Annotated in this window: 16 protein-coding genes; 15 read left to right on the forward strand and 1 reads right to left on the reverse strand. The window is 74.6% G+C overall.

The window, feature by feature from the left end; genetic code table 11:
• Positions 1 to 100: 100 nt before the first annotated feature.
• The gene (locus ADK86_RS12625; protein WP_053696672.1) at positions 101 to 547 is read right to left on the reverse strand and encodes a GntR family transcriptional regulator; all 447 of its coding nucleotides are present in this window, start codon (positions 545 to 547) and stop codon (positions 101 to 103) included.
• Between the two features lie 229 nt (positions 548 to 776).
• Between ADK86_RS12625 and ADK86_RS12630 the strand changes: the two genes are divergently transcribed.
• From ADK86_RS12630 to ADK86_RS12700, 15 genes are all read left to right on the forward strand, one after another.
• Complete coding sequence (locus tag ADK86_RS12630) at positions 777 to 1,229, forward strand: helix-turn-helix domain-containing protein (protein WP_053696673.1); 453 nt, start codon at positions 777 to 779, stop codon at positions 1,227 to 1,229.
• 443 nt (positions 1,230 to 1,672) lie between these two features.
• Positions 1,673 to 2,419, forward strand: a complete 747-nt coding sequence (locus tag ADK86_RS12635) for a Crp/Fnr family transcriptional regulator (protein WP_053696674.1) — start codon at positions 1,673 to 1,675, stop codon at positions 2,417 to 2,419.
• Between the two features lie 66 nt (positions 2,420 to 2,485).
• Positions 2,486 to 3,460 (forward strand): adenylate/guanylate cyclase domain-containing protein, encoded by a 975-nt coding sequence (locus ADK86_RS43110; protein WP_063788982.1) that lies wholly within the window; start codon positions 2,486 to 2,488, stop codon positions 3,458 to 3,460.
• The gene (locus tag ADK86_RS12645) at positions 3,457 to 5,733 is read left to right on the forward strand and encodes a hypothetical protein (protein ID WP_053696675.1); all 2,277 of its coding nucleotides are present in this window, start codon (positions 3,457 to 3,459) and stop codon (positions 5,731 to 5,733) included. The genes ADK86_RS43110 and ADK86_RS12645 overlap by 4 nt, the downstream gene beginning before the upstream one ends.
• Positions 5,730 to 7,046: a hypothetical protein gene (locus tag ADK86_RS12650; protein WP_159393842.1), complete on the forward strand. Its 1,317-nt coding sequence runs from the start codon at positions 5,730 to 5,732 to the stop codon at positions 7,044 to 7,046. The genes ADK86_RS12645 and ADK86_RS12650 overlap by 4 nt, the downstream gene beginning before the upstream one ends.
• Complete coding sequence (locus ADK86_RS43115; protein ID WP_053696677.1) at positions 7,043 to 7,588, forward strand: Pycsar system effector family protein; 546 nt, start codon at positions 7,043 to 7,045, stop codon at positions 7,586 to 7,588. The genes ADK86_RS12650 and ADK86_RS43115 overlap by 4 nt, the downstream gene beginning before the upstream one ends.
• Positions 7,585 to 9,984: a vWA domain-containing protein gene (locus tag ADK86_RS12660; RefSeq protein WP_159393843.1), complete on the forward strand. Its 2,400-nt coding sequence runs from the start codon at positions 7,585 to 7,587 to the stop codon at positions 9,982 to 9,984. The genes ADK86_RS43115 and ADK86_RS12660 overlap by 4 nt, the downstream gene beginning before the upstream one ends.
• Positions 9,985 to 10,095: 111 nt before the next feature.
• A complete protein-coding gene (locus ADK86_RS12665; protein WP_053696679.1) occupies positions 10,096 to 13,569 on the forward strand; it encodes a tubulin-like doman-containing protein in 3,474 nt (1,157 codons plus the stop codon).
• Positions 13,566 to 16,220 (forward strand): hypothetical protein, encoded by a 2,655-nt coding sequence (locus tag ADK86_RS12670; RefSeq protein WP_053696680.1) that lies wholly within the window; start codon positions 13,566 to 13,568, stop codon positions 16,218 to 16,220. The genes ADK86_RS12665 and ADK86_RS12670 overlap by 4 nt, the downstream gene beginning before the upstream one ends.
• Positions 16,217 to 17,293 (forward strand): hypothetical protein, encoded by a 1,077-nt coding sequence (locus ADK86_RS42220; RefSeq protein WP_053696681.1) that lies wholly within the window; start codon positions 16,217 to 16,219, stop codon positions 17,291 to 17,293. The genes ADK86_RS12670 and ADK86_RS42220 overlap by 4 nt, the downstream gene beginning before the upstream one ends.
• Positions 17,290 to 18,375, forward strand: a complete 1,086-nt coding sequence (locus ADK86_RS12680) for a TRAFAC clade GTPase domain-containing protein (RefSeq protein WP_053696682.1) — start codon at positions 17,290 to 17,292, stop codon at positions 18,373 to 18,375. The genes ADK86_RS42220 and ADK86_RS12680 overlap by 4 nt, the downstream gene beginning before the upstream one ends.
• Positions 18,372 to 20,375, forward strand: coding sequence for a hypothetical protein (locus tag ADK86_RS40760; protein WP_053696683.1), 2,004 nt, complete (start codon positions 18,372 to 18,374; stop codon positions 20,373 to 20,375). Before ADK86_RS12680 ends, ADK86_RS40760 begins: the two co-directional genes overlap by 4 nt.
• Before the next feature lie 80 nt (positions 20,376 to 20,455).
• Positions 20,456 to 21,679, forward strand: coding sequence for an arginine deiminase (locus ADK86_RS12690; protein WP_053696684.1), 1,224 nt, complete (start codon positions 20,456 to 20,458; stop codon positions 21,677 to 21,679).
• A 131-nt stretch (positions 21,680 to 21,810) separates the two neighbouring features.
• Positions 21,811 to 22,818 carry an ornithine carbamoyltransferase gene (gene argF, locus ADK86_RS12695; protein WP_053696685.1) on the forward strand — a complete coding sequence of 336 codons (1,008 nt, stop codon included), beginning with the start codon at positions 21,811 to 21,813 and terminating at the stop codon, positions 22,816 to 22,818.
• A 204-nt stretch (positions 22,819 to 23,022) separates the two neighbouring features.
• Positions 23,023 to 24,486, forward strand: a complete 1,464-nt coding sequence (locus ADK86_RS12700) for an amino acid permease (RefSeq protein ID WP_053696686.1) — start codon at positions 23,023 to 23,025, stop codon at positions 24,484 to 24,486.
• Positions 24,487 to 24,572: the final 86 nt, after the last annotated feature.

The following is a 24,572-nucleotide window of genomic DNA, read 5'->3' on the forward strand; positions in this document are numbered from 1 at the left end:
CTTGCTCACGCTCCGCAGAGGCTTCCGTGGCACCATCGGCGGTCGGCGCGCATTCCGCGGAATTTCCCTTTCCGATTGGTCATGTACAGGGCGACACTCCTCACGTCAGCCGTTGCGGCGGGCGTGTGGTCAGCGGCCCGCGCTGGGTACGCACGTTCCGCGCCGTGACCCGCGGCATCCGCTCGATGGAGGAGATCACGGCGGACCGCGAAATTCCGGAGGCGTCCGCCAGATTCACCACCCGCTGCAACTGGGCGCAGATGTCGTCGATGTGCACCGGGCTGAAGGAGTGGAGCACCACCGCGCCGCGCCCCCGGCCGAAGTCGATGACCCCCTCGCTGCGCAGCATGCGCAGGGCCCGCAGGATCGTGTTCTTGTTGGCCCCGTATTTCCTGGCCAGCTGTTCCGCCGGGGGAAGCTGATCGCCTTGGGCGTAGTGGCCCGAGGCGATGTCCATTCTGATTTTCGCCCTGATCCGGGCGTAGAGCGGTAAGGCCGTCTCGCCGTTCGGCGGGCGGACGGCGGCCGGGTCGGGAGCGAGTGACATGTCCGGTGATCTCCGTTCTGGGTGCGGGTCGCCGCCCGGCCGGTGCCGGTCCCCGGAGCCGGTATAGACCTGTGTCGATCCCTCGAAGAGACGGGCTTTCACCTCAGTCGAGGCCGGGGTAGGCCGTACCGTAGCCCGGGGCTTGACGCTCTTCAACCAGTTCCGACAAAGTTGCCCAGCGCCGTTTCACCTCAGTGGAAACGGCGGCCCAGGCCGAAGGGTGGACCCCATGCCCGAGGACGCGGAGCGCAGTCTCTCCGCGAAGCTGAACCGGCTCTTCGCGAGCGTGCGGCCGGACCCCGCCCACGAGTACAGCAACGAGAGCGTGGCCGCGGCGATCCGCGGCACCGGGGTGCCGATCTCGCAGAGCTACATCTGGCAGCTGCGCAAGGGCAAGAAGACCAATCCGACGCTGCGCCACCTCCAGGCGCTGGCCCGCTTCTTCGGCGTACCGACGGCGTACTTCGTCGACGACACGGCCGGCGCGGCCCTCGACGAGCGGCTGACGGCCCTGGCGGCCGAACAGGCCCGGATCGGCGAGGCGCTCCAGGGGAGCGAGGCGCGGCTGCTGATCCTCCGGGCGGGACAGCTGTCGCAGGCCCGCCGCAAGCAGGTGATGGATCTGCTCGACGTGGTGTACCGGCTGGAGCAGGCGGAGCGCGGGGACCGGCAGGACGGCTGACCGAATGGCCGCCCGGTTCCGGTAAATACACCTATTCGAGCGGTAGTTCGTCGTTCGCGCGTCACAACTGGCGTCGTATGTACGTAAGTTGGAACACCGATGAACCCTCACCGTAGCCGTTGCAGCACGCGCGGTATGCGCCGTCGCGGTGCCGTCGGGCGCGTCGAGGTACACGTGTTCGGTGAGGTCAACGCCCTTGTCTGAGCGATGAGTTGAGTGGCGGGAGAGCGTTGACGGGGGCTGGTCGGGTCCCTACTGTTCTGTAACTCAACCGAGCACAGCTCGATCAATTCACGCAAGAACCTCGCCTGTAACGAAAGAAATCAGAGACGAGCCCATTTCTCCGCCACGCTGAGGAACCGGGCCGGGTCCTCAGGGCGACCACAAGCATGGGTCCCGGGTGTCCGGGGACGAGGTGAGCGCAACATCGGGGGAGGGGACGGATGAGTCTCTTCGAGGACGGCAGGCCCTTTTTGCGGGCGCTGCCGGCGCAGGACCGGCGGGCGCTGCTCGCGCTCGGCCGGGCCCGTGGATACGCGCCGGGCGAGGTCGTCCTCAGGGAGAACGACACCACCACCTTCGTCGTGGCGATCGTCAGCGGCTGGGCGAGCGTCTCCCTGGAGACCGAGCGGGGCGTGCGGCTGATCCTCGCGCTGCGCGGCAGCGGCGAGGTCGTCGGCGACCAGGCCGCCGTCGACCACCGCCCGCGCAGCGCCACCGTCACCGCGCTCGGCCCGCTGGACGGGGTGGTCGTGCCCGGCGACCGGTTCCGCGGCTACCTCGCGGCCCGGCCCGTCGCGACCGTACTGATCATGCGGCAGTTCAGCTCCCGGCTGCGCAGCTCGGACGGCGAACGGCGGTCACTGGCCTCGGAGAAGGTGCTGCAGCGGCTCGCCGCGCGCCTGGTGGAGCTGGCCGAGCGCACCGGGCACCCCGGGGAGGGCGGTGTCGACGTCGATCTGCCGCTGCCCCAGCACGACCTCGCGGCGGCCGTCGGCTCCACCCGCGAAGCGGTGGCCAAGGCCCTGCGGCTGCTGCGCGAGGAGGGCGTCGTACGGACCGGGCCGCGGCGGCTGGCCGTGCTCGACCTCGCGCTGCTGCGGCTGCTCGCCGAGGGGCGCGCGGTCGGCGGCCGGGCGGCGGGCGGGCCCGCTCCCCTGCGTCCCGAGGAATCTCCGCCGGCTGTGTAAACGGCTACAGCCACCCTCTCCCGCCCCGGCCATGCTGCTGCACGTCGGCACCCATCAGGAGGTCCAGTGAGCACGGAAGCCTTGCACCGACTCGTCGTCAGCGGAGACGTCTGCGGATCCGGACGGCTGGGGCTGCGTGCCAAGCTGCGGATGCGCGAGGCGATGTACGACGTCTTCGAGGCGGGATTCGCCGCCGTGGGCGTCACCGAGGAGTCCTTCCACCTGGAGGACCGCGGGGACGGCGTCCTCGTCGCGCTCGACCCGCACGTACCCTCCGCCCAGTTGGTCGGGCCCTGGCTGGAAGGGGTCTACCAGCGGCTGCGGCAGGTCAACGAAGGGCGCGCGGAGCCGCTGCGGCTGCGCGTCGCCATGCACGCCGGGCCGGTCGTCCGGGACGAGAAGGGCCTCGCGGGCCGCGCGGTGGACCTCGCCTGCCGGCTGTGCGACAGCGGCACGGCCAGGAGCATCATGCGGCTGGCGGACCCGGCGCCGCTGCTGTTCGTGGTCTCCGACTCGCTGTACCGCGACGTGGTGGCGGAAGGCGGCACCTGCATCGAACCCGAGTACTACCGCAAGGCGCGGGTCTCGGAGAAGGAGACGGACGAGGAGGCGTGGTTCCACGTCCCCCGGCTGCCGCGGCCGCCGCTGCCGGACGCGACATCACAGGAGGCACCGCCGGACGAGGCGGTGCGGGCGCAGGAGCGGCCGTGCGCGACGGGGGTGCGCGCGGCCCGGGGCCCGGCGCCGGAGCAGGGCGGCGGGGCGGGGCATGGGGGTACGGTCCCGCCGCCCGCTTCCGGGCCCGGACCGGCCGCCGGTACGGCCCCGGCCCCCGCGCCGCAGCCCGCCGCGTACGCCGCCAAGTACCGCTTCGACCACATCGGCGGCAGCAACCAGATCTACGACGGCAACACCTTCAACGGGGACTTCACGGGCGTACGGCAGGGCGATGCCGCGGCGGCGCAGGGCGACGCCGCACCGCCACGGCCCGCGGCGGACGCCGCCGACGACGGCACCGGAGCCGAAGGCGGTGCCCGATGACGGACGTCGACGACGGGGCCGCACCCGCCGGCGAGCAGCCCCCGCCACAGCCCGAAGGCAGGCCCGCCAAGGACGACGACGCCGCGAAGGCCGCCAAGGACGGCCGGGCCGAAAGCCCCGAACAGCCCGAGGAGAAACCGCGGCTGGACGCTCCCAAAGGCAGCCCGCTGGGTGGCGCGGGGGAGGCGGGCGGCGCCCGTACCGCCCGTGAGGCCCGCACCAACCTGCACGTCGAGGGCGACAGCCAGATCTACGACGGCAACACCTTCTACCAGACCCAGATCCGCGTCGGAGCCGGCGCCGACACCGTTTTCGTCGACGGCCCGGTGCCGGACGAGGAACTGGAGCACCTGGCCCGGATCTACTGCCCGGCCCCCGGCTACGACGCGATGCGCACCCGGCTGGAGCGCACGCACCTGCTGGCGCTCTGTGGCGAGCACGGCACCGGCCGTACGACCACCGGTCTCGCCCTCCTCAAGGACATCGCCTCCGGAGTGTCCCGCCTGGACCCGTCCACCGCGCTCGGCAGCGTCGACCAGGACCAGTTCGAGGCCGGCCGGGGCTACCTGCTCGAACTGCCCGCCGACGACACCTCCGTGGCCGCCGCCGACCAGGGCGACGGCACCGGCCACCGGCCCTCCGAACTGCACCTGGACCGGCTCAGCGCCCTGCTCGCCGGGCGCGGCGCGTACGGCGTCCTGGTCGTGGGCAGCGGCGACTTCGCCGACCGGCTGGTGCGCGGCCGCTACGGCGCGCTGTGCGTGCCCCCGCCCGCCGACGACGTCCTCGGACGCCATGTGGCCGACCTGCTCGCCGACGCGCCGCTGGAGCTGCGGCACCTGGCCCTCACCAACGCCCGGCGCCCCGACGTACGGCAGGCACTGGGCCTGGACGAGCTGCGGCCGGGCGAGGCGGCCCGGCTCGCCACCCACCTCGCCGCGCACGCCAAGGGCGACACCGACGACGCCCAACTCCTGCGCGAATGCGCCTGGTTCGCGCCGCACCAGGCGCAGGAGTGGTTCGCCGGCGCCGACCGGCCCGGCACCCTCCCCGAGGCGCTGCCCGCCCTGCGCGCCGCGGCCCTGCGGCTGTCGCTCGCGGTCTTCAACGGCTCGGCGGAGAGCCTGGTGACCGAGGCCGGCGAACTCCTCGCCTGGGAGCTTGCGGTCACCCTCGACCCCCAGTACGCGCCGGGCCGCTCGCTGTTCACCGCGCAGACCGCCGCCCGGCTGGCGGCGGCCCGCGCCGTACCGGGCCGCGGCGTCGAGGACCTGGGCGACGCGGCGATCCCTGTACGGGTGGCGCGTTTCCAGGGGCGCAGGCTGGCCACTGCCGTCCTCTTCGAGGCGTGGGACGGCTACCACAACGCCCGCGGCCCGCTGACCCGCTGGCTGCGGTCCCTGTGCGACGACCAGCGCCCGCAGATGTGGGTGCGCGCCGCGATCACCGCGGGCGCGCTGTGCGCCCGTGACTACCTCTACGGATTCTCCGAACTGCTGCTGCCGCTCGCCCGCGCCGACAGCCCGGTGCAGCAGATGGCCGCGGCCACCGCGCTCGCCGAGGCGTCCCGCGCCCCGGAGGTGCAGCCCGCCGTACGCGGCCTGCTGCGCGACTGGGCACGCGGCGAGGACCGGACCGCCCGCGAGACGGCCGCCTTCGCCCACGGATACGGCCTCGCCGCCGGCTCGGTCGCCGCCTCCCTGGACGAACTGGGCCGGATCGGCTCGCGCGAGGACGACGGCAAGTCCGTCGACGCCGCCTCGTACAGCGTCGTACGGCTGCTGGCGGGCCCCGAACCGGACGTCGTGCTCAGGCGGCTGGCCCGCTGGCTCGGCGACCGGCGGCAGACCCGCCAGAACCTCGCGCTGATGGTGGTGCTGCGCGCGCTGTCCACCCGCACCTCCCACCTGTGGGGGCTCAAGGACCGGCCCGCGCTGGAGCCGTACGGCTCCTGGCCGCTGATGGCGGCGCTGCTGGCCGCCCATCCGGAGCGGGCGCCCTGGCTGGCGGACCTGGTGCACACCGCGCTCGGTACGGCGCGCTCGGGCGCCGCGGCGCAGCAGGAGACGGGCCGCTGGATGCGGCGGGCCGCCAAGGACCAGCGGCAGCTCGACGTGCTGTGCGCGTTCCTGCCCCGGCTGGTGGAGGGGCGGCGCGACCGGGACCGGTTGCTGCTGCTCGTCGCCCGGCTGGAGCGGGACAGTGACGAACCGCTCGCCCCCCGGGCGGCCGCCCGGATGCGGGCGGTGCTGGAAGGAGAGGGACGACGATGACGCAAGACGGCCAAAACGGCGCGCAGCACGGCCAGGGGCCGGGGCCGGGCGCGCCCGCGGGGCAGGGGCCGGGAGGCGGAGCTGCGGTGCGGGGGCCGCTGGTCCGGGAGTACGAGTCGTCCGGACGGTTCCGGCGGCCCAGCATGCAGGTGGCCGCGGTGCTCCGGTACGAGAACGGCGGCTACAGCGTGGTGTGGCCGGACCGCCGCGAGGACGTCGACAAACCGCTCTTCCGCGGCCCGTTCCGGGTCATGGAGGTGCGGATGGGCTGGCATGTGACCGAGTTCCGCACCGAACTGCCCGCGGCGGGCGACGCGGAGTCCTTCCGCGCGTCCGTGGAGGTGCGCTGGCGCGTCGTGGACGCCTACGCGACGGTCTGCGCCAACGTCTGGGACCTCGCCGGGTACTTCTCGCCCGTGCTGCTCAAGGCGCTGCGCGGGGTGACCAGGCGCTACCGCATCAGCGAGGCGGAACGGGCCGACCGGGCGGTGGAGGCCGAGCTGGCCGACCTGCGGCTGGGCGAGGAACTGGGCCTGGAAACGGATGTGTTCGTACGGATCGACCTGAGCGAACGCGGCATCAGCGCGGAGCGGCAGCGCACCGAGATCGACCACGAGGGCGACCTCGCGCGGCGGCAGCACGCGGAAGAACTGAAGAAGGAACGGCGGGAACAGGAATTGACCCGGATGCGGGCCACCGAGCTCCAGGAGATGCTCAGCGGCAGCGACGACAGCCGGATCGCGTGGTTCATGGCCCGGGACAAGGCCCGTGCCTGGGACATCCATCAGGCGATCCTCCAGGAACGCCGTGAGGAGCGGGCCCTGTCCATCGAGACGGTGTTCCGCTTCGTGGACGGCGGCCTGATCGAACGGCACGACCTCAACGACCAGACCCTGGCCGCCATCGACTTCCTGCGCTCGACGACGAGCGGGGTGGTCGGGCGGGCGGCCGACTCCTTCCTGGAGCAGCCGCGGCGGCGCGAGCTGGAGGACGGCTCGCACGGCGCCGAGCGCGAACGGGTCCGCGAGCGGCAGCGGATGGACTGGGCGCGCGAACCCGATCCGGACGCCGCGCCGGAGCCCGGACGGGGGCCCGCGGACGGGGATCCGGCGTACGACGACCGGTACGGCAGCGACGACCGGTACGGCGACGACGGCGGGTACGCCACCGAGCGCGCCGAGACCCCGTACGACCGGAACGACCGCGGCCGGGTCTACGAGCCCGACCGCGTCCAGCCCGCCGCCGAACGCGACGACCACCGTGACGAGCCCGCGCCGCGCCGCGGCCGGGGCCTGGACTGGGGGGACGAATGACCACCTGCGCTCCGCCCGCGCCCGTATCCGCACCGGCCCCCGCCCGTGGGGCCTGCCACTGCGCCGCCTCCGCCGCCGGCCCCGACTTCGTGGCCGAGCGCCTGCTGAAAGCCGTACGCGAGGAGATCAGCCGGGCCGACACCAAGGCGTCCGTCATGATGACCGGCGCCACGGCGGCGCTCGTGCTGCTCTTCGGCCGGGACGGGCAGCTCCTGGCGATGCCCGCCGTCCGCGCCGCCCTGCTGATCACCGGCACGGTGCTCTGGACCCTGGGCATAGCCATGTTCGTCGCGGCGGTGCTGCCCCGCACCCGTACCGCGGCGGACGGCTGTCTGACCTTCTTCCCGCAGCTGACCCGGGGCGCGTCCGCCGAGACCCTGCTGCCGCGGGTCGCCCTCGCGGGCCGCGACACCGGGCAGTGGGCCGTCGAGCAGGCGTGTGCCCTCGGCCGCATCCTCGGCACCAAATACCGCTGGCTGCGCTGGGGCGTCGGCTGCCTGGCCGCCGGGGGCACCTGCGCGCTGGCCGGAGGACTGTGGTGAACGCGAAGCACCGGGCCCGGCGCGGGGCGCGCCGCGCCGTCGTCGCGGCCCTGACCGCGCTCTGCGCGACCGTACCGCTCGGCCCGCCGCCCGCCTGGGCCGCGCCCGCGCCCACCGCCCCGACGGCGGGCCCGGCACCCGTCGACTTCTCCGTCGTCGTGGACGCCTCGGCCAGCATCGACAAGGACGCACTGGCCCGTGAGGCCGAGGCCGCCGCGCTGATCGGACAGGGCGAGATCTCCGAACGGTCCCGCGCCGGTGTCATCGGCTTCGGCAGCGCGGAGAAGGAGGGCCAGCAGCCCGTACGGGAAGTCTGCCCGCCCACCGTCGTGGACGCCGCCGGCCGCCAGCGCATCAGCGACTGCGTCCGCCGCCTCACCGACCGTGCGAGCGCCGGCCTCGGCCCCGGCACGGACTTCCCCGCCGCCCTCACCCAGGCCCTGACCCGGCTGCGCGAGAACGGCACCGAAGGCGCCGCCAAGGTCGTCTTCCTGCTCACCGACGGCAAGCTGAACGTCGAGGACAGCCCCGCCTACGGCGCCGACCCCGCCGCCCGGCGGCAGGAGGGCGAGAAGCGGCTGCGCGAGGTGCTCGACCGGGCGCGCCGCGAGCACGTACAGATCTGGCCGCTGGGCTTCGGCAAGGGCATCGACAAGAAGGCCCTCCAGCAGATGGCCGACGGCGGCTACCGCAACGGCTGCGCCGACCTGCCCGGCGCCCGGCCGCGGCCGGAGGTCGTGGACGGCGCGGCGGATGTGGACCGGGCGCTCCAGGGCGCGTTCGCCGCCGCCCGCTGCGCCCGCGTCGAGCAGGGCACCAGCGGCAAACCGCCGGGCGAGCTGGAGGTGACCATCCCGCCGATCGCCACCGACGGCTCGATCACCGTCACCAAGCGCGACCCGCGGGTGACCGCCGCCTACTACGACCCCAAGGGCCGCAAGGTGCCCCTGCAAGGCGAGTTCGACGGCTCCCGCTTCGAGGTCAGCGGCCAGGACGGGCCGGTCGAGGCGCTGCGGGTCAAGGACCCGCTGCCGGGGAAGTGGCGGGTGAAGCTGTCCGCGCCCGAGGGGCACCGGGACCAGCCCGCGACCGTACGGGCCATCTGGCAGGGCGTGCTGCGCTCGTCGGTCACCCTGGAGCCGTCCGCGCCCCGGCCCGGTGAGAACGTCGTCGTACGGATGCGGCTGCAGACCCGGCGCGGCGTGGTGATCACCGACCCCGCGCAGCTCGCCGGGGTGCAGGCCGCCGCCCAGCTGTCCGGCGACGGCTTCGAGCCGGTGGACGTGCCGCTGCGCGACGACGGCGAGGGGCCCGACGACAAGGCCGGGGACGTGCTGTTCGGCGCCTCGGTCACGGTCCCGAAGACGGCTTCCGGCGCGCTGCGGCTGACCGGCGCGATCGCCGCGCCCGGCGTCACCGGCGACCGGCGGCCGTACGACACCCGCGTCTCCTCGGGGCCCGCGCCGGTGGTGGCCGGGGTGACGCTGGAGGGCCACGAGGTGCACCCCGGCGGCACGGTCGGCGGCAAGCTCGTCGCCCGCAACAACGACAGCCGCCCGCACACCCTGCGGCTGGGACTGGCCGACCAGTCCACGGCGGCGGCCCTGCGCATCAGCCCGGCCACCGTCAGCGTCGCGCCCGGCGCGCAGCAGCCGGTGCCCTTCACCCTCTCCTTCGGCTCCGGCGCACCGCCGGGCGACGCCGGCGGCCGGATCACCGTCACCGACCGGACCGACGGCGGCCGGGAGGTCGGCTCCGCCTTCCTGACCGTCACCGTCACCCCCGCGCCCACCTGGTGGGACCGCTGGTGGTGGGCGGTCGTCGGCGGCGCCGGGCTGCTGCTCGCGGCCGCCGCGGTCATCGCCATCCGCGCCACCGCCGCGCGCAGGCAGGAATCACTGCAAGGGCTCGTCCTCGAACTGCGCCGGGACGGCACCACGCTGGGCGAACTGAAGGTACGGGGCGCCCGCACGCGCACGTTCTGCTTCGCGGTGGACAACCCGACCTCGCCGCGCCCCGGCCTGCGCCGCCGGGACGCGGGCGCGGCGCAGGCGTACCGGCTCCAGCGCAGGGGCGACGGGCTGCGGCTGCGCGCCCCGAGGGGCGGCGAACAGCCGGTCCCGCGCGGCGCGCCCGTCTCCCTCGACCACGACCTGGAACTGTTCGTGCGCGGCGGGCGCGGACCGGGCCGGGAGCGCACGGGCCAGGGGCGCCGGCCGGGCACGGGGGCCGGCAGCCGGAGCACGGCCGGCCGGTTCACCGGGCGGTTCGGCCGGGGCGCCGCGCCCGCCGGGCGCGGCCCTTCAGTCAACGGCAATGGCCGGCAGCCCGGCCCGGCCGGAGCCGGCGGTCCGGGCGGGGCGAGCGGATCGGCCGACTATGACGGCGCGTTCTGAGGCGTCCGCGCCACCGGGCGGCGGCCCGCGCACCCCGCCGCCCGGACCCCCGGCAGCACCACAACCCGCAGCACAGGCCGCCCCTGACGGGCGGACGAGGGGAGCGACACCATGAAGATCTACCAGCCCATGCTGTTCCTGGGGCTGGGCGGCACCGGCGCCCGGATCGGGGCCGAGCTGGAGCGGAACCTGCGCCGCGAGCTGTGCGGACCGGACGGCACCGACCTGGTCGGCCGCGGCACGCAGCGGGCCCCCTTCCAGCTGCCGGACTGCCTGCAGTTCGTCTACGCGGACTTCAGCGAGAGCGAGCTCGACCGGGTGCCGCACCTGAGCGCGCGCGGCCCCGAGGCGGCGGCCTTCGCCCGTACCTCCCGGGCCGTGCACAACCTGCTGCCCACCTACGACAACTCGCCCGAGATGACCCGCATGCTGCGCATCGCGAAGCACGACGAGACCGTCGGCTGGCTGCCGCCGCGGATCGACGAGCCCCGCGTCTCCCCGCTGCACACCGGCGCCGGACAGCTGCCCACCGTCGGCCGGGCCGCGCTGTTCGCCACCATGCGCAACGGTCCCGACCAGGTGCTCGGCCCGCTGCGCGACGCGATCGACGCGCTCAGCAATTCGGCGGGCGACCTCCAGGAACTGGGCGGCGGGCAGATCCGCGGCTACGACGTGTTCGTGGCCTTCTCCGTCGCGGGCGGGACCGGCGCGGGGATCTTCTACGACTTCCTCCACCTGCTCGGGCACGCCTTCCACTCGGTGAACCTGCCGGGTGCCAAGATCTATCCGCTGGTCGTGATGCCGTCGGCGTTCCCGCCGGAGTCCGGCGGCGGCCGGGAGGCCGAACTGAACGCCGCCCGCGCCCTGGTGGACCTCTCGCACCTAGTCGACGACCAGAACGCGGCGGACGCCTCCGACGTCCTCGGCCACGGGGAACAGCGCGGCTCGCTGAGCGTGGACTACCCGGAGCTGGGGACGGTCAGCCTGCGCTCCTCCACCGTCCAGACGGCGTTCCTCTTCAGCCGTACCGCCGGGATGCGCCCCGACGACCTGCGCCGCTCCATCACCGCCATGGTCACCTCCCTGATCGGCACCGACCTGGGCGAGGAGAACGTCCGGGGCCGGGCCGACGACGCGTACCAGTCCTTCGCCGCCAGCTTCGTCAACCGCGGCACCAGCCGGTCGGCCGCCGCCGCCACCGGCATCGGCCTGCAGGGCATGTCCACCGCGCTGGCCGCCTCCATGACCGTGCCCGTCGACGAACTCGCCGAGATCGTCGCCGCCCGCATGCTCGCCTGCGCCGTACGCGGTCTGGTGGAGCGGGCCCGCCAGGGCGGCAGCGACCAGCGGGCGCTGGTCGCCGAGGCGTTCAAGGAGTCCGGCATCGAGGACATCTGGACCCGGGAGGCGCTGAAGGTGGAGGCGCCCGACCCGCTGCCCAGGGGCGCCAGGAACATCACCACGGCGCTGCGCGACCGGGTCGGCGACATGGAGGACCAGCTCGCCCAGCTCGACCGGCAGCTGGACCGCCGCTCGGTGGAGCTGGCGGAGCGCTTCAACCCGCGCCGCGGACTGCTCTCCCTGCTCAAGAAGCACGACCCGTTCCGCCTGGAGCGGGTGTTCACCGGCAACCCGGGCGACCGCGACCGGGTCGCGCAGGCCGGCTTCTCCGGGATGCTCGACAACCGGCGCAACCGCCCGCAGCGCCCCGAGGGGGTCGACACCAGCCCGCCGCAGGTGCCGCGCATCGGCCGCCGGATGGCCGGTGTGGTGCCCGCGCGCTGGGGCGACCCCGAGGTGGACGCCGCCCTCCAGGAGCAGGACGCCTGGTACCGCTGGGCGGCCTGCCGGGTCTGGCACACCCGGTGGAAGGAGCAGGAGCCCCGCTGGCGCCCGCTCGCCGACCGGGCCATGAAGGACCTGACCGCGCTGGTACGGGCCTTCCGCGACCACGAGGAGGAGGAGAACGACCTGTTCCGCGAGCGGCGCCGCGAGCTGTACCGCGAGGACCGCACGGGCGTGTCCTACCTCCTCCCGCCGCAGAACACCCTGGACGCCTTCTACGACGACGTGCTGACCCGCCTCCTCCAGCGGGAGGGCATCCCGGACAGCCAGGACGAGGCCGCGCTGCTCGTCCGCATCATCGAACCGCAGCACTGGGAACACGCCCTGGAAGCCGTACAGCGCTCGCCGCGCGCCGTCGTCAAGGAGGTGAAGCAGGTCCTGGAGGCCCGTATCAAGAAGCTGTTCGGGGAGGCCGGCGTCCACCAGGAGCGCCCGCTGCTGCCCTCCCTGGGCGACCTGCTCGCTGCGGCGTCCGGCGACGAGGAGTCCGTCGAGGCGGTGGACGAGAAGTGGCTCGACCAGTTCCGCTCCCAGCTCGCGGGCCTGCTGCCGGCCGGGTTCACACCGGACGGCACCGGGAAGCTCAAGACGCTCATCGTGCGCCCGCAGACCAAGGCCAAGGGCAGTGTGGACCGCTTCCTGGAGCAGTCGCTGCTGCTGCCGCGCGACGAGAACCGGCTGCCGGCCGAATTCCGCGCGGTGCCCACCGAATCCATCACCGTCGTGCTGTTCCGCAGCGAGATGAGCCTGACCGACATCTCCGAGGTGCGGCAGGTGCTGCGCCTGTGGGGCCGGGCCAGGGAGCGGGAGGGACGCGAGGACCACCTCCAGTGGCGCCAGCGCACCGGCTACCGCGACTCCTGGCTGGCCAGCACGGAGAGCGACCGGCAGCGGGTGCTCCAGCGCATGCTGTGCGCGATGTGGAACGGCCGGGTCGAGGTCAGCGGCGACCCGCTCTCCCCGGACAGCGTCTGCTTCCGGCTGCGCAGCGGCGACTCGGCCACCATGACACTGGCCCTGGAGCCGTACGACCAGGACGTCTCCAGCTGGTCCGACCTGCTGCGGGCGTACGAGCGCTGGGCGCTGCTGGACGCCGGGTCCGCGGTCAAGGACTTCTGCTCGGTGCTGATGGAGGCCCTGCCGGACGGGCTGAGCACCACACCGAGGGACCCGGACCCGCTGTTCTGGACCTTCCTGCGCAAGGTGGCCCCGCAGCAGGCCGCCCGGCTGCGGCAGCGCGCCCGCGACCTGGACGCGGACGACCAGGAGTGGATCGAGCCGCTGCTCCACTTCTGGACCACGACCCTGGACGGCGCGCTGAAACTGCGCTTCCCCCGGGGCCTGCGGGCCAACCGGCCCTCGCTGCACGCCCTGGCGCAGGCACGGTCGCCGAGGGACGGCGGCTCCCCGCCCCGGCTGCACCAGGTCAACGGGCACGAGCCGGCAAGGGAGGACCGGGCGCGCGGGACCCGACCGTACGGGACCGATCCCTACGGGGCCGATCCGTACGAGACCGATCCGTACGGGAGCGGACGGTACGGGCCCGAACGGCACGCCAAGGAACGGCACACGGACGAGCGGCACGCGGCCGACCCGTACGAGCCGCCGCCCCGCCGGAAGACCGGGCCGCACGAGCGGCGCCCGGAGCCCGAGGGGACGGCGCGCCCGGCGGACCGTGGTGACGACGACCTGTGGGCCGACCCGTGGGACGAGGAGCCGAGGGAGGAGGACCTGCTGTGAGCTCCCGGACCACCGCTCCGGTCGTCACCCTCGACCTGCGGGACGGCCCCGGCGACCTGGCCGGCGCGGACGGACTGCACCGCGCCGTCCGCGCCGCGCTCGACGGCACCGCCGGGCAACAGGCCGAACGCTTCCTGCTCGTGGACACCGCCGACGGCCTCGCCCGCCACCAGCGGACCTACGAACAGGTCCTCTCCTACGGATCCGGGCATGCGCTGTGCGTCGCGGTCGGCGCCCCGCCCGCGGAACCGGGCGACGGCATCGCCGTACCGCCCGCGCCGACGCCCTGGGCCCTGAACCGGCCCTCGCCGCTGCGCCCGCCCGCCGTCGGCGTGCTGTGGGTCCTGGACCCGCACGGCGGCACGGCCGCCGACCCCGCGCCGCACGAGGACGCGGGCGCGCTCCGCCCGCTTCTCGAACTCCTCGCGGCACCCGCCGTGTTCGACGCCGTCCTGCACGCCGTCGCGGAGGTCCCCGACGGCGTGGCCGTGCCCGCCCTGCGCGTCCTGGAGCACGACCTCTCGCCCACCGCCCGCGCCCGCGTCTGGCGGCAGGCGCTGGCCGACCTGGTCGGCCAGGACGACCCCGGCGGCCGCATCTCGGTCGCCGACCCGGAGGCGGGCGGCGTGCCCGCCGTCCTGGCGCCGCTGGTCGGCGCGGGCATGCCGCGGAGCGTGGAGCGCGCGGAGTGGCGGCGCGCGGGCGGCGAGGCCGACGAGCGGTTCCGGGCCTGCGAGGCGGCGCTGGACGAGGCCGAGGAGGTGTACGAACGGCAGCGCGGCGCGGGCGGCCTGCTGCGCGGCCCGGGCGGGGACGCCGACCTCGCCGAGAGCCTGGACGCCGTCGCCGCCGAACTGGCCGCCTACCGTGAGACCGTCGCCGAGACCCTGCGTGACGGCGACGGCGTGGGACTGCCCCCGGAACAGCGCCGCCGGCTGTACGAGCACGGCATCGACCTGCCGCGGGTGCCGGAGGCCGCCCGCGACCGGATCGGCCCCGGCCTGCGCGGCTTCGCACAGAACCTGCTGGCGCGCCGGCTGCCGCTGCGTTCGACGGCGGCCCGGCTCAGCGCGCTGTCCGACCTGGCCACGCCCACCGGCAGCGCGGCCCGCCTCGGCCGGCTCGACGAGCTGTGCCCGCCGGACCTGCCGCGGCAGCTGGCCGGGCCGCGGCCGTTCGAGGTGCGCGGCGCGGCGTACGGGGAGCTGGCCGGCGGCTGTGCCGTGGCCGCGGCGGCGGGGCTGTGGCCGGGGCCCGGCTGGGCGCTGGGCCCGCTCGTGGCGCTGGCCGCCGCCGGGCTGACCGCGCTCGCCCTGGCCCGCCGCCCCGGCCGCGCCGGGGACGGGCACCTGGACGGCGGCGGACAGTCGGGCGCCCTGGCGCAGTTGTGCGCCGGGCTGGTCGGCGCGGCCACCGGCATCACCCTCGGCCACGCCCTCGCGGTCCCCGCCTGGCTCGGGATGAGTACCCTGCTGGTGGCGCTGATCGCGCTGCCGCTGCTGGCCGTACGCCGGTGGACCGGGGCCCTGGACTCCTGGTGGGCGGCGGGCGGCGGTCCGGAGGGGCGGGACGTGCTGCACTGCCTCGACGGGCTGCTGGCGGACGCCGTCGTACACGACTGGCTGCTGGCGGACGCCCGGCTGTACTGCGCCGACGGGGCGCGGGCGGTGGCCGGGATGATCCGCCGCGCGGCGGCCGCCGCCGAGGGCCGCGAACCGGTGCCCGCGGCGGGCCTCGACGGCGGTGGGCGGGCGGGCGCGCAGGCACCGCCGGCCGGCCTCCTGGACGACGACTGGTTCGGCCCGTCGTACGACCGGCGGGCCGCGCCACAGCCGTCGTACGACTCCTTCGGGACGGCCGACTCCCGGTACGACGACACCGCGCAGAGCTGGGACGACTGGGACAACTGGGACCGCGAACCGGAGCCCGGCGGACGGGACGGCGCCGGTGCCGCTGACGCGGACACCGCGCACGCCACCCCTTGGCAGGACCCGCTCGCCGACACCGACCCGCCGCCCCGGCAGACCGCGGACGGCCCCGCGCCAGCACCGGGCGACATCCCGCCCGACGACGTGCCCGTCCCCTGGCTGGAACGCGAAGCGGGCGACGGCGGGCCCGAACTGGTCGCCACCCTCGTCGGCGACCTCGCCGACGGCATCGCCGGAATCCTCGACCCGTACTGGGGCGCCATCGAGCGCGACCCCGGCGCGGCCGCCGCGCTCCCCGTCGACCGGGAGGTACGGGCCCTGATCGACGGCGAGAGCGCCCGGCTGGCCAGGGACGGCGTCGCCGCGGCGCCCGCCTTCGCCCGGGACCCCGCCTCCCGGCCGGACCCGGCCGTCCTGCTCGGCCTGGCCCCCGACCGGGTCACCCGCGTCCTCCAGGCGCACGGCGACGGCACCGGCACCGTCCCGCTCTGCGCCGCCGAACACCGCCGGCTGCTCTCCCGCGACCGGCATGCCGCCCGCGGGGTGCGCTTCGCCCCGGACGTGACCCGGCACGGCGGCGGCCCGCCGCCCGCCGACGACATGGTGTGGACACCGGCCGGCCGCTACGCCGGGGTCTTCCGGCTGCTGCCGCTGCGTACCGGATCGGTGCGCACGGTCCGGCTGCGCGGGGACGTCGGCACCATGAACGAGGGGGCGTCATGAACGAGTGGGGGGAGCGGCAGGAGGCGGTACGGACCTCCGGCCGCGCGCCGCAGGACGGTGCGGCGCGAAACGGCGGCCGCCCGGCGCGGGACCGCGCGGAGCTGGCCTTCTTCACGGACGAAGGCACGCCGGCGCGGCTACTGGCCGTCTGCTGGGACGAGCTGCCCGCCGGGCAGCAGCGGCACCCGCTGCGCGCCCGGCCCATGACGCTGGGCGAGGACTGGCGGGTGATGCAGTACCGCCTCGCGCACACCGCGCGCGGCGACCACCGGGCCCGCGACCGGCTGGAGGCGGAGGTGGGCGTCGGCCTGGCCGTGCGCCGGGCGTTCGGCGACGCCCCGTACCACCAGCTGTTCGCCCGGTTCGGCGGCTACCACCTGGACGTACGGGAGCCGTTCGTCTTCTACGAGCCCGCCCGCGGACGCCCGCTGGCGGCGCTCGCGGGCCGGGCCACGGTCAAGGAACAGGAGCGCATCCGTAGTGAACTCGTCCTGGCTGTGCGGCTGTTGGAGGCTGTCGACGTGGTGCACCGCGGGCTGACGCCGCACACCGTACGGTGGGACGGCCGCCACGTCCGGCTGCCCGAACCGTGCCTCGCCACCCGCGCGGGACACCCCCGCGAGGCGCTCGGCGAGGCGCCCTGGGCCGCGCCGGAGCAGCGCGCCGGACACGGCACCGCCGACCCGCGCGACGACCTGTGGAGCGTGGCCCAGGTGATGTACCACCTGGTCACCGGCCGCGAAGGGGACCCGGACGGGCCGCCGCGCGACCTCGCGCGGCTGCCCGCGCTCGGCGTGCTGTCCGGCGCGTTCGCGCTTACGGCACGGGAGCGGGGCCACCCCGCCGAGGTGCTGCGGATGCTCAACCGGCAGGACCCGCTCCAGGGGCGTCCGCTCCCGGCCGACCCCCTGGACCCGGGGCGCCGCGCCTTCGACGAGGAACTGGCCCGCAAACGCGCCGCGTTGGGCCTGGACGGCGATCCGGTGCCGGAGACCGGACCCGGCCGGGCGCCGGGCCGCGGACTGCGCGCGCTCTTCGGCGCCGGCCGTACGGGCATGGGAGGACGCCGGTGAGCACGTACCCGATGGGCCCCGGCCCCCGCCCCGTGGTGTGCCCGTACTGCCTCGACCCGATCGCCTTCGACGAGGACCGGCTGTACGTACGCGACGAGACCAGCACCTTCGTCCGCCTCGACCTGTCCGGCGAGCACAATCCGCTGCGCCGCCAGGACGCGCTGCGCGAGGCGTTCCAGATCTGCGGCAACACGGCCGGAATGCCCGAGCACTACCTGCCCGCGCCCTACCTCACCAACGGCGAACCGCTGACGGTGGCCATGGTCGGCAGTTCCCGCGCGGGCAAGACCCACCTGCTCGCCTCGATGATCGGCGAGGTGGAGCGCGGAGCGCTGGACGCGCACGGGCTCAAGGCCGTCCCGCTGCACACCGACTCGCACCGCTCCTACCTCGACGACCGGGTGCTCAGGCTGCGCGCGGGCGAGATGCTGGCGCACACCGAGCAGACCGACTTCGCCGAGTTCGCCGACGGGCTGCTGGTCAGCCGGGGCGGCACCACCCGGCCCGTGGTCTTCTTCGACCTGTCCGGCGAGGACCTGGAGCGCACCGGCCGGGTCACCCGGTTCCTGGCCGCCGTCAGCGCGTTCATCTTCGTCGTCGACCCGCTGCGCGCGCTGCCGCTGCCGTATCTGGACGCGGTGCGCGACCGCACCAAGCAGCGCACCGACGACCTCGGCGACCGCTCGTTCGGCACCGTGCTGGACCGGGTGGGGCGCGACGGCCCGTACGTGGACGCGGCGGCCGCGATCGTAGTGGGCAAGAGCGACCTGATCCGCTTCGAGCCGGCGGTGGCGCGCTGGCTGACCGCTCCCGAGAACGCCCGGCCGTCGGCGCGGGCCCTGCGCGCGGAGAGCCGCGACGTCTACGCCTTCCTGCGGCACCACGGCGGGCCCGCCTGGCTCAAGCCGTTCGCCGACTGCGCGCGGTGCACCCTGCACTTCGCGTCCGCCACCGGCGGCCAGGAGGACGCCGGCGGCTTCCCGCAAGGCGTCCGTCCGCGGCGGGTGCTCACCCCGCTGCTGTCGGTCTTCGCGATGTGCGGGCTCCTGCCCGGAGCCGACCCCCAGGAGGTGGGACTGTGAACGCGACCGAAGCGGTGCACCAGATCGTCTTCCGCTGGGACGCGGACCACGCCGTCGGCGGCGCGGGTGTGGGGCCGGTCGCCTGGTCCGGGAACCGGGACGGGCTGAAGCCCCTCTACCGCAAGATCGCCCCGCTGCTGCGCGTCCCCGACGAAACGGCACGCGAGAGCCTGGCCCGGGTGGAACTGCCCGTCGAGCCGGGCGCCGAGCGGTCGGTCCTGCTGCTCCGGCGGATTCCCGACCGGGACCGCGGCGGCCGCCCCAGCACCTGTTCGCATGCCCTGCTGGGCAGCGCGTCGGTGCTCACGCCCGGCCGCTGCCTGGGCCTGCACGACTGGCGCTGGGAGGGCAGCGGCATCAACCTGCGGGAGGCCGAGGGCCGCACCCTGGAGTGCGTACCGGCCCGGGTGCTGTGGGCGGCGGCCGAGCGTACGGCACCGGCGCTCACCGAGCGGACCGGGCGGTTCCCCGAGGAGCTGACGGCGGTGCTCGCCGAGCGCCTGCGCCGCCCCCGCCGGCGCCTGTCCGTCCTGGACCACACGGGCGGCGAAGGGCCGGTCCCCGTCCTGTGGGGGCTGCGGCAGCTGGTGGGGCCCGCACTGCCCGACTCCTGGTCCTTCGCCACCCACGACACCCGGGACGGCGGACCGTTCCGCTACGTCTTCGTGCCGCGCTGGCCCAAGTCGGCCACCCAGGACCAGCAGCTGACCCGACTGGACCCGGCACGGGCCGGGCGCGGCACGTCCGGCGGCGACGGCCCGGACGACGGTCCGCCCGTCCACGGCGACCAGGCCAGGGACGCCGCACAACGGTTGGTCGAGCACTACCTGGAGTACCGCTACGACCCCGAAGCCCTGCGTGAGACGCGCCGCGCGCTGGCCGAACGCCACGTCTTCGAACAGGAACGCCTCGACGAACGCGTCCGCCTGGTGCACGAGGCGCTGAAGTGGCTCAGCCACGCCGTGGACCACCGCCGCTCCCGTACGGACCCGCCCCATGAGGCGGTGTACGAACGGCCCGCGGAGGCGCCGTACGACGACCGGGTCTTCGACCACCTGCGGCAGGACCAGGAACAGCAGACGTACCGGCGGCCGTACGAGAGCCCGGATCGGCCCGCGTACGACCGGGAGACGTACGCCCGGGAAGCGTACGACCGGCCCCGCGAGGACCGGCCCCAGCCGTACGACTCGCCTGACGACCCGCCGTACGAGGAGCGCGGCGGGCAGTCCCACGACCCGCGCCAGGCCGTCCGGGCCGACAGCGGCTTCCCGCGCGAGGTGACCGCGGACGTCCTGCGCAGGGCACTCCACCAGAACGGCGACGACGCCGCGCGCTACCTGCACAACAGCACCGACGACGTGCTCCTGGAAGTGCTGGAGTACGGCCTCCCCGCGGCACAGGCCGACCGCGCGGCCCGCGTCCTCGTCGACCGCGCCCCGCACCGGCCCGCCACCGACACCCGCGCCGTCTGCGAACGCCTCCTGCTGGCCCATCTGTTCCTCGGCCCGGGCGGCGGGCACCGCGACGAGGACCCGGTCACCGGCCCGGACGGCCGGATGCGGGTCCGCACCGCCGTGCTCCTCTACGACGAGCTGGTGCGCCCGTACACCGAACAGGGCAGCGTCCCCGGCCTGTTGCCGCGCTTCCTGCCGGAACTGTGGCACGGCCACGGCGGGCGGGGCCGCGCGGTGCTGCGGCAGCTGCTCGACGACGGCCGGCCCACCGGCTTCGGCGACAAGGGCTGGAAGGCGCTGTTCGACACCGCCACCCGGACGGCGGCACCGCCGGAACGGGAAGAGACCCGGCCCGCCCGGCCGCCCGCCCGGGGCACCGGCCGCGGCTTCCGCCTCCCCGCCCGCCGCTCCCGCGACACCCGCCCCCCGGACGACCCCTACGGGGGCACGGACGACACGGCCGGCCGGCTGTGGGTCACGGCACTGCTCATTTTGATCGTCGTCCCGGTGATCCTGATCGGGGTCATCGCCCTGGCGGGGGCGTAGAGCACAGGGGTCACACACCGCGGCGACGATCCTGCCCGTTCGAGGGGCCGCCGCGGCCCCCCAACCGCGAAGATGGCCCCATGGGATTCCACGTCGACTCCGAGGCCGGGCGGCTGCGCCGCGTCATCCTGCACCGCCCCGATCTGGAGCTGAAACGGCTCACCCCGACCAACAAGGACGCGCTGCTCTTCGACGACGTGCTGTGGGTGCGCCAGGCGCGCGCCGAGCACGACGCCTTCGCGGACATCCTCCGGGACCGGGGCGTCGCGGTACATCTGTTCGGTGACCTGCTGGCCGAGACCCTCCAGGTCCCCGAGGCGCGCGAGCTGGTGCTGGACCGGGTCTTCCACGAGAAGGAGTACGGGCCGCTGGCCACCGACCGGCTGCGGGCCGTCTTCGACGCGCTGCCCGTCCCGGAGCTGGTGGAGGCCCTGGTCGGCGGAATGACCAAGCGGGAGTACCTGGCGGCGCACCCGGAGCCGACCTCGGTGCGCTTCCACGTGATGGACCTCGACGACTTCGTGCTGCGCCCGCTGCCCAACCATCTGTTCACCCGCGACACCTCGGCGTGGGTCTACGACGGGGTGTCGATCAACGCCATGCGCTGGCCGGCCCGGCAGCGCGAGACGGTGCACTACGAGGCGATCTACCGGCACCACAAGCTGTTCCGGGGCGGCGGCTTCAACGTCTGGTCGGAGGGGCAGGGGGCCTATCCGTCGACCATCGAGGGCGGCGACGTGCTGGTGCTCGGCAATGGCGCCGTCCTGATCGGGATGAGCGAGCGGACCACCCCGCAGGCCGTCGAGATGCTGGCGCGCGGCCTGTTCGCGGCCGGGTCGGCGCGCACCATCGTGGCGCTGGACATGCCCAAGCGGCGGGCGTTCATGCACCTGGACACGGTGATGACGATGGTCGACGGCGGGACCTTCACCCAGTACGAGGGGCTGGGCATGCTGCGCTCGTACACGATCGAGCCGGGCGCGGGCGACCAGGAGCTGAAGGTCACCGACCATCCGCCGGAGCACATGCACCGCGCCATGGCGGCGGCGCTCGGCCTGGACGACATCCGGGTGCTGACCGCGACGCAGGACGTGCACTCGGCCGAGCGCGAGCAGTGGGACGACGGGTGCAACGTGCTGGCCGTCGAGCCGGGCGTGGTGGTCGCCTACGAGCGCAACGTCACCACCAACACCTTTCTGCGCAAGCGCGGCATCGAGGTCATCACGATTCCGGGCAGCGAGCTGGGCCGGGGCCGGGGCGGCCCGCGCTGTATGAGCTGCCCGGTGGAGCGCGACCCTGTATAGGTCCCGGGAGGGGGCCGGCCGGGTGCCGGGGGAAGGATGGGGGGGAGCGGGCCGTCCGGGCGGCCTGTATAGAGATGCGGATGGTCGTATACACTTCCAGTCGTACCGATTGCCGCGACCTAGGAGCCACCATGGCGACGGACCTCAAGGGCCGCCACTTCCTCAAGGAGCTGGATTTCACCGCGGCGGAATTCGGCCGGCTCGTCGACCTGGCGGCCGAGCTGAAGGCCGCCAAGCGCGCGGGCGAGGAGGTCCCGCACCTGCGGGGCCGCAACATCGCCCTGATCTTCGAGAAGACCTCCACCCGCACGCGCTGCGCCTTCGAGGTCGCCGCCGCCGACCAGGGCGCCTCGACCACCTACCTCGACCCGGCCGCCTCCCAGATCGGGCACAAGGAGTCGGTCAAGGACACCGCCCGGGTGCTCGGCCGGATGTACGACGCGATCGAGTACCGCGGCAGCTCCCAGGAGGCCGTCGAGGAGCTGGCGCGGTACGCCGGCGTGCCGGTCCTCAACGGCCTGACCGACCGCTGGCACCCGACCCAGATGCTCGCCGACGTGCTGACCATGCGCGAGCACCTGCCCGGCCGCCCGCTGCCGGAGATCGCCTTCGCCTACCTCGGCGACGCCCGCTACAACATGGGCAACTCCTACCTGATCACCGGCGCGCTGCTCGGCATGGACGTACGGATCGTCGCGCCCGAGGGCCTGTGGCCGGACGGGGAGGTCGTCGCCCGGGCCAAGGAGCTGGCGGCGCGCAGCGGCGCCCGCGTCACGATCACCGCGGACGTGGCGGAGGGGGTGCGCGGCGCGGACTTCGTCGCCACCGACGTCTGGGTCTCCATGGGCGAGCCCAAGGAGGTCTGGGACGAGCGGATCGCGCTGCTCGGCGGGTACGCCGTCACGATGGACGTGCTGCGCGCCACCGGCAACCCGGACGTGAAGTTCCTGCACTGCCTGCCCGCCTTCCACGACCTCGGCACCGCCGTCGGCCGCGAGATCCACGAGCGGCACGGCCTGACCTCGCTGGAGGTCACCGACGAGGTCTTCGAGTCGCCGCACTCGGTCGTCTTCGACGAGGCGGAGAACCGGCTGCACACGATCAAGGCGGTCCTCGTCGCCACGATGGCGGGCCAGTAGGCCGTACCCGCGCGGCCGGGCGCCGCGCGGGTTCCGTACGGCCCGCAGTGCATGGCTATACGCCCCAATGAGCGATCATGCAGGCATAACGGCTACCATCGAACCGGCGTACGGGGTCCGGGCCACCGCCCGGACCCCGCCCCGTGCCCGGCCCGCCCGCCGCGCGCACCGCACCACCGCACCATCAGAGATGAGAACCACCCCATGCGTCCGTCAGGTTCTGGACTGCGCGTCAAGTCCCCCGACCTCCTCGTCGCCGAATCCGGCACGGACCTCGAAGGCCACGGCCTCAAGCGCACCATGGGGCTCTTCCAGCTCGTGTGCTTCGGCATCGGCGCCATCGTCGGCACCGGCATCTTCGTCGGCCTGTCCGACACCGTCGCCCGGTCCGGCCCCGCCGTCGTCGTCTCCTTCGTGCTCGCCGCCGTGACCTGCGTCTTCACCGCCTTCTCCTTCGCGGAGCTGGGCGGCGCGATCCCGGTCTCCGGCAGCTCGTACTCCTACGCGTACGCCACCCTCGGCGAGCGCGCCGCCTTCCTCGTCGGCTGGTGCCTGCTGCTGGAGTACGGCGTCTCGGTCTCCGCGGTCGCGGTCGGCTGGGGGCAGTATCTGAACGAGCTGCTGAACAGCCTGACCGGCTGGCAGCTGCCCGCGGCGCTGTCCAGCCCGCCCGGCGACGGCGGCATCGTCAACGTCCCGGCCGTTGTCGTGATGCTGCTCGCCGCGGTGCTACTGGTGCGCGGCATCCGGGAGAGCGCCCGCGCGACCGCCGCGATGGCCGTGCTCAAGCTGGCGGTCCTCGTCCTGTTCTGCGCCATCGCCTTCACCGCCTTCGAGGACGGCAACCTCACGCCGTTCGCCCCCGAGGGCATCGCCGGCATCACCTCCGGCGCCTCGGTGGCCTTCTTCTCGTACATCGGCTTCGACGCGATCACCACGGCAGGCGAAGAGGTGAAGAACCCGCGCCGGAACGTGCCCGTCGCGATCATGATCTGCATCGGTGTGGTCACCGTGCTGTACGGCGTGGTCGCGCTGTCCGCCATCGGCGCGCTCTCCGCCGACCAGGTCGGCGACCGGCCCGCCGCGCTGTCCCTCGTCGTCAATCAGGTCACCCACTCCGCGGTCGGCGGCGGCGTGATCGCCTTCGGCGCGGTCGTCGCCATCGCCTCCGTCGTGCTCGCGGTCATGTACGGGCAGACCCGCATCCTGATGTCGATGTCCCGCGACGGCCTGGTCCCGCGCGTCTTCGAGCGGATCTCGCCCAAGACCGCCACCCCGGTGGCGGGCACCTGGATCGTGGCGGTGGTCTTCGCGGTCCCCGCCGCGGTGGTCCCGCTGGACGTGGTGATGAACCTGACGACCATCGGCACGCTGGCCGTGATGGCCGTCGTCAACGTCAGCGTCATGGTGCTGCGCCGCACCCGCCCGGACCTGCCGCGCCGCTTCCGGGTGCCGCTCTTCCCGCTCTGCCCGCTGCTCGGCATCGCCTTCTGCGGCTACCTGATCTACGGCACGGGCCCGGCGACCTGGCTCCAGTTCGCCGCGTTCCTCGCGGCCGGCGCGGTCGTCTACGCGCTGTACGGGCGGCGGAACTCGCGGCTGGGGCAGGGCGGTACGGAACCGGCCGGCGAAGCCGCGGAGAGCGCCGAGGTGCCCGCAGTCGTGTGAAACCCCTCCCGGTCGGGCGCGGCCTCCGACGGCAACTCGCCGTCGGAGGCCGCGGCGCGTTGCACGCCATGCGGTATCGCGTACTC

This window comes from Streptomyces sp. NRRL F-5755, from assembly GCF_001279365.1.
GTDB lineage: Bacteria > Actinomycetota > Actinomycetes > Streptomycetales > Streptomycetaceae > Streptomyces > Streptomyces rimosus.

What these genes read in the sequence shown, in the direction of transcription:
- ADK86_RS42220 (WP_053696681.1), top strand. Translation starts at nt 16,217, where the DNA reads ATGAACGAGTGGGGGGAGCGGCAGGAGGCGGTACGGACCTCCGGCCGC.
- ADK86_RS12700 (WP_053696686.1), top strand. Translation starts at nt 23,023, where the DNA reads ATGCGTCCGTCAGGTTCTGGACTGCGCGTCAAGTCCCCCGACCTCCTC.
- ADK86_RS12645 (WP_053696675.1), top strand. Translation starts at nt 3,457, where the DNA reads ATGACGGACGTCGACGACGGGGCCGCACCCGCCGGCGAGCAGCCCCCG.
- ADK86_RS12690 (WP_053696684.1), top strand. Translation starts at nt 20,456, where the DNA reads ATGGGATTCCACGTCGACTCCGAGGCCGGGCGGCTGCGCCGCGTCATC.
- ADK86_RS12630 (WP_053696673.1), top strand. Translation starts at nt 777, where the DNA reads ATGCCCGAGGACGCGGAGCGCAGTCTCTCCGCGAAGCTGAACCGGCTC.
- argF (WP_053696685.1), top strand. Translation starts at nt 21,811, where the DNA reads ATGGCGACGGACCTCAAGGGCCGCCACTTCCTCAAGGAGCTGGATTTC.
- ADK86_RS43115 (WP_053696677.1), top strand. Translation starts at nt 7,043, where the DNA reads ATGACCACCTGCGCTCCGCCCGCGCCCGTATCCGCACCGGCCCCCGCC.
- ADK86_RS12625 (WP_053696672.1), bottom strand. Translation starts at nt 547, where the DNA reads ATGTCACTCGCTCCCGACCCGGCCGCCGTCCGCCCGCCGAACGGCGAG.
- ADK86_RS12665 (WP_053696679.1), top strand. Translation starts at nt 10,096, where the DNA reads ATGAAGATCTACCAGCCCATGCTGTTCCTGGGGCTGGGCGGCACCGGC.
- ADK86_RS12635 (WP_053696674.1), top strand. Translation starts at nt 1,673, where the DNA reads ATGAGTCTCTTCGAGGACGGCAGGCCCTTTTTGCGGGCGCTGCCGGCG.
- ADK86_RS12650 (WP_159393842.1), top strand. Translation starts at nt 5,730, where the DNA reads ATGACGCAAGACGGCCAAAACGGCGCGCAGCACGGCCAGGGGCCGGGG.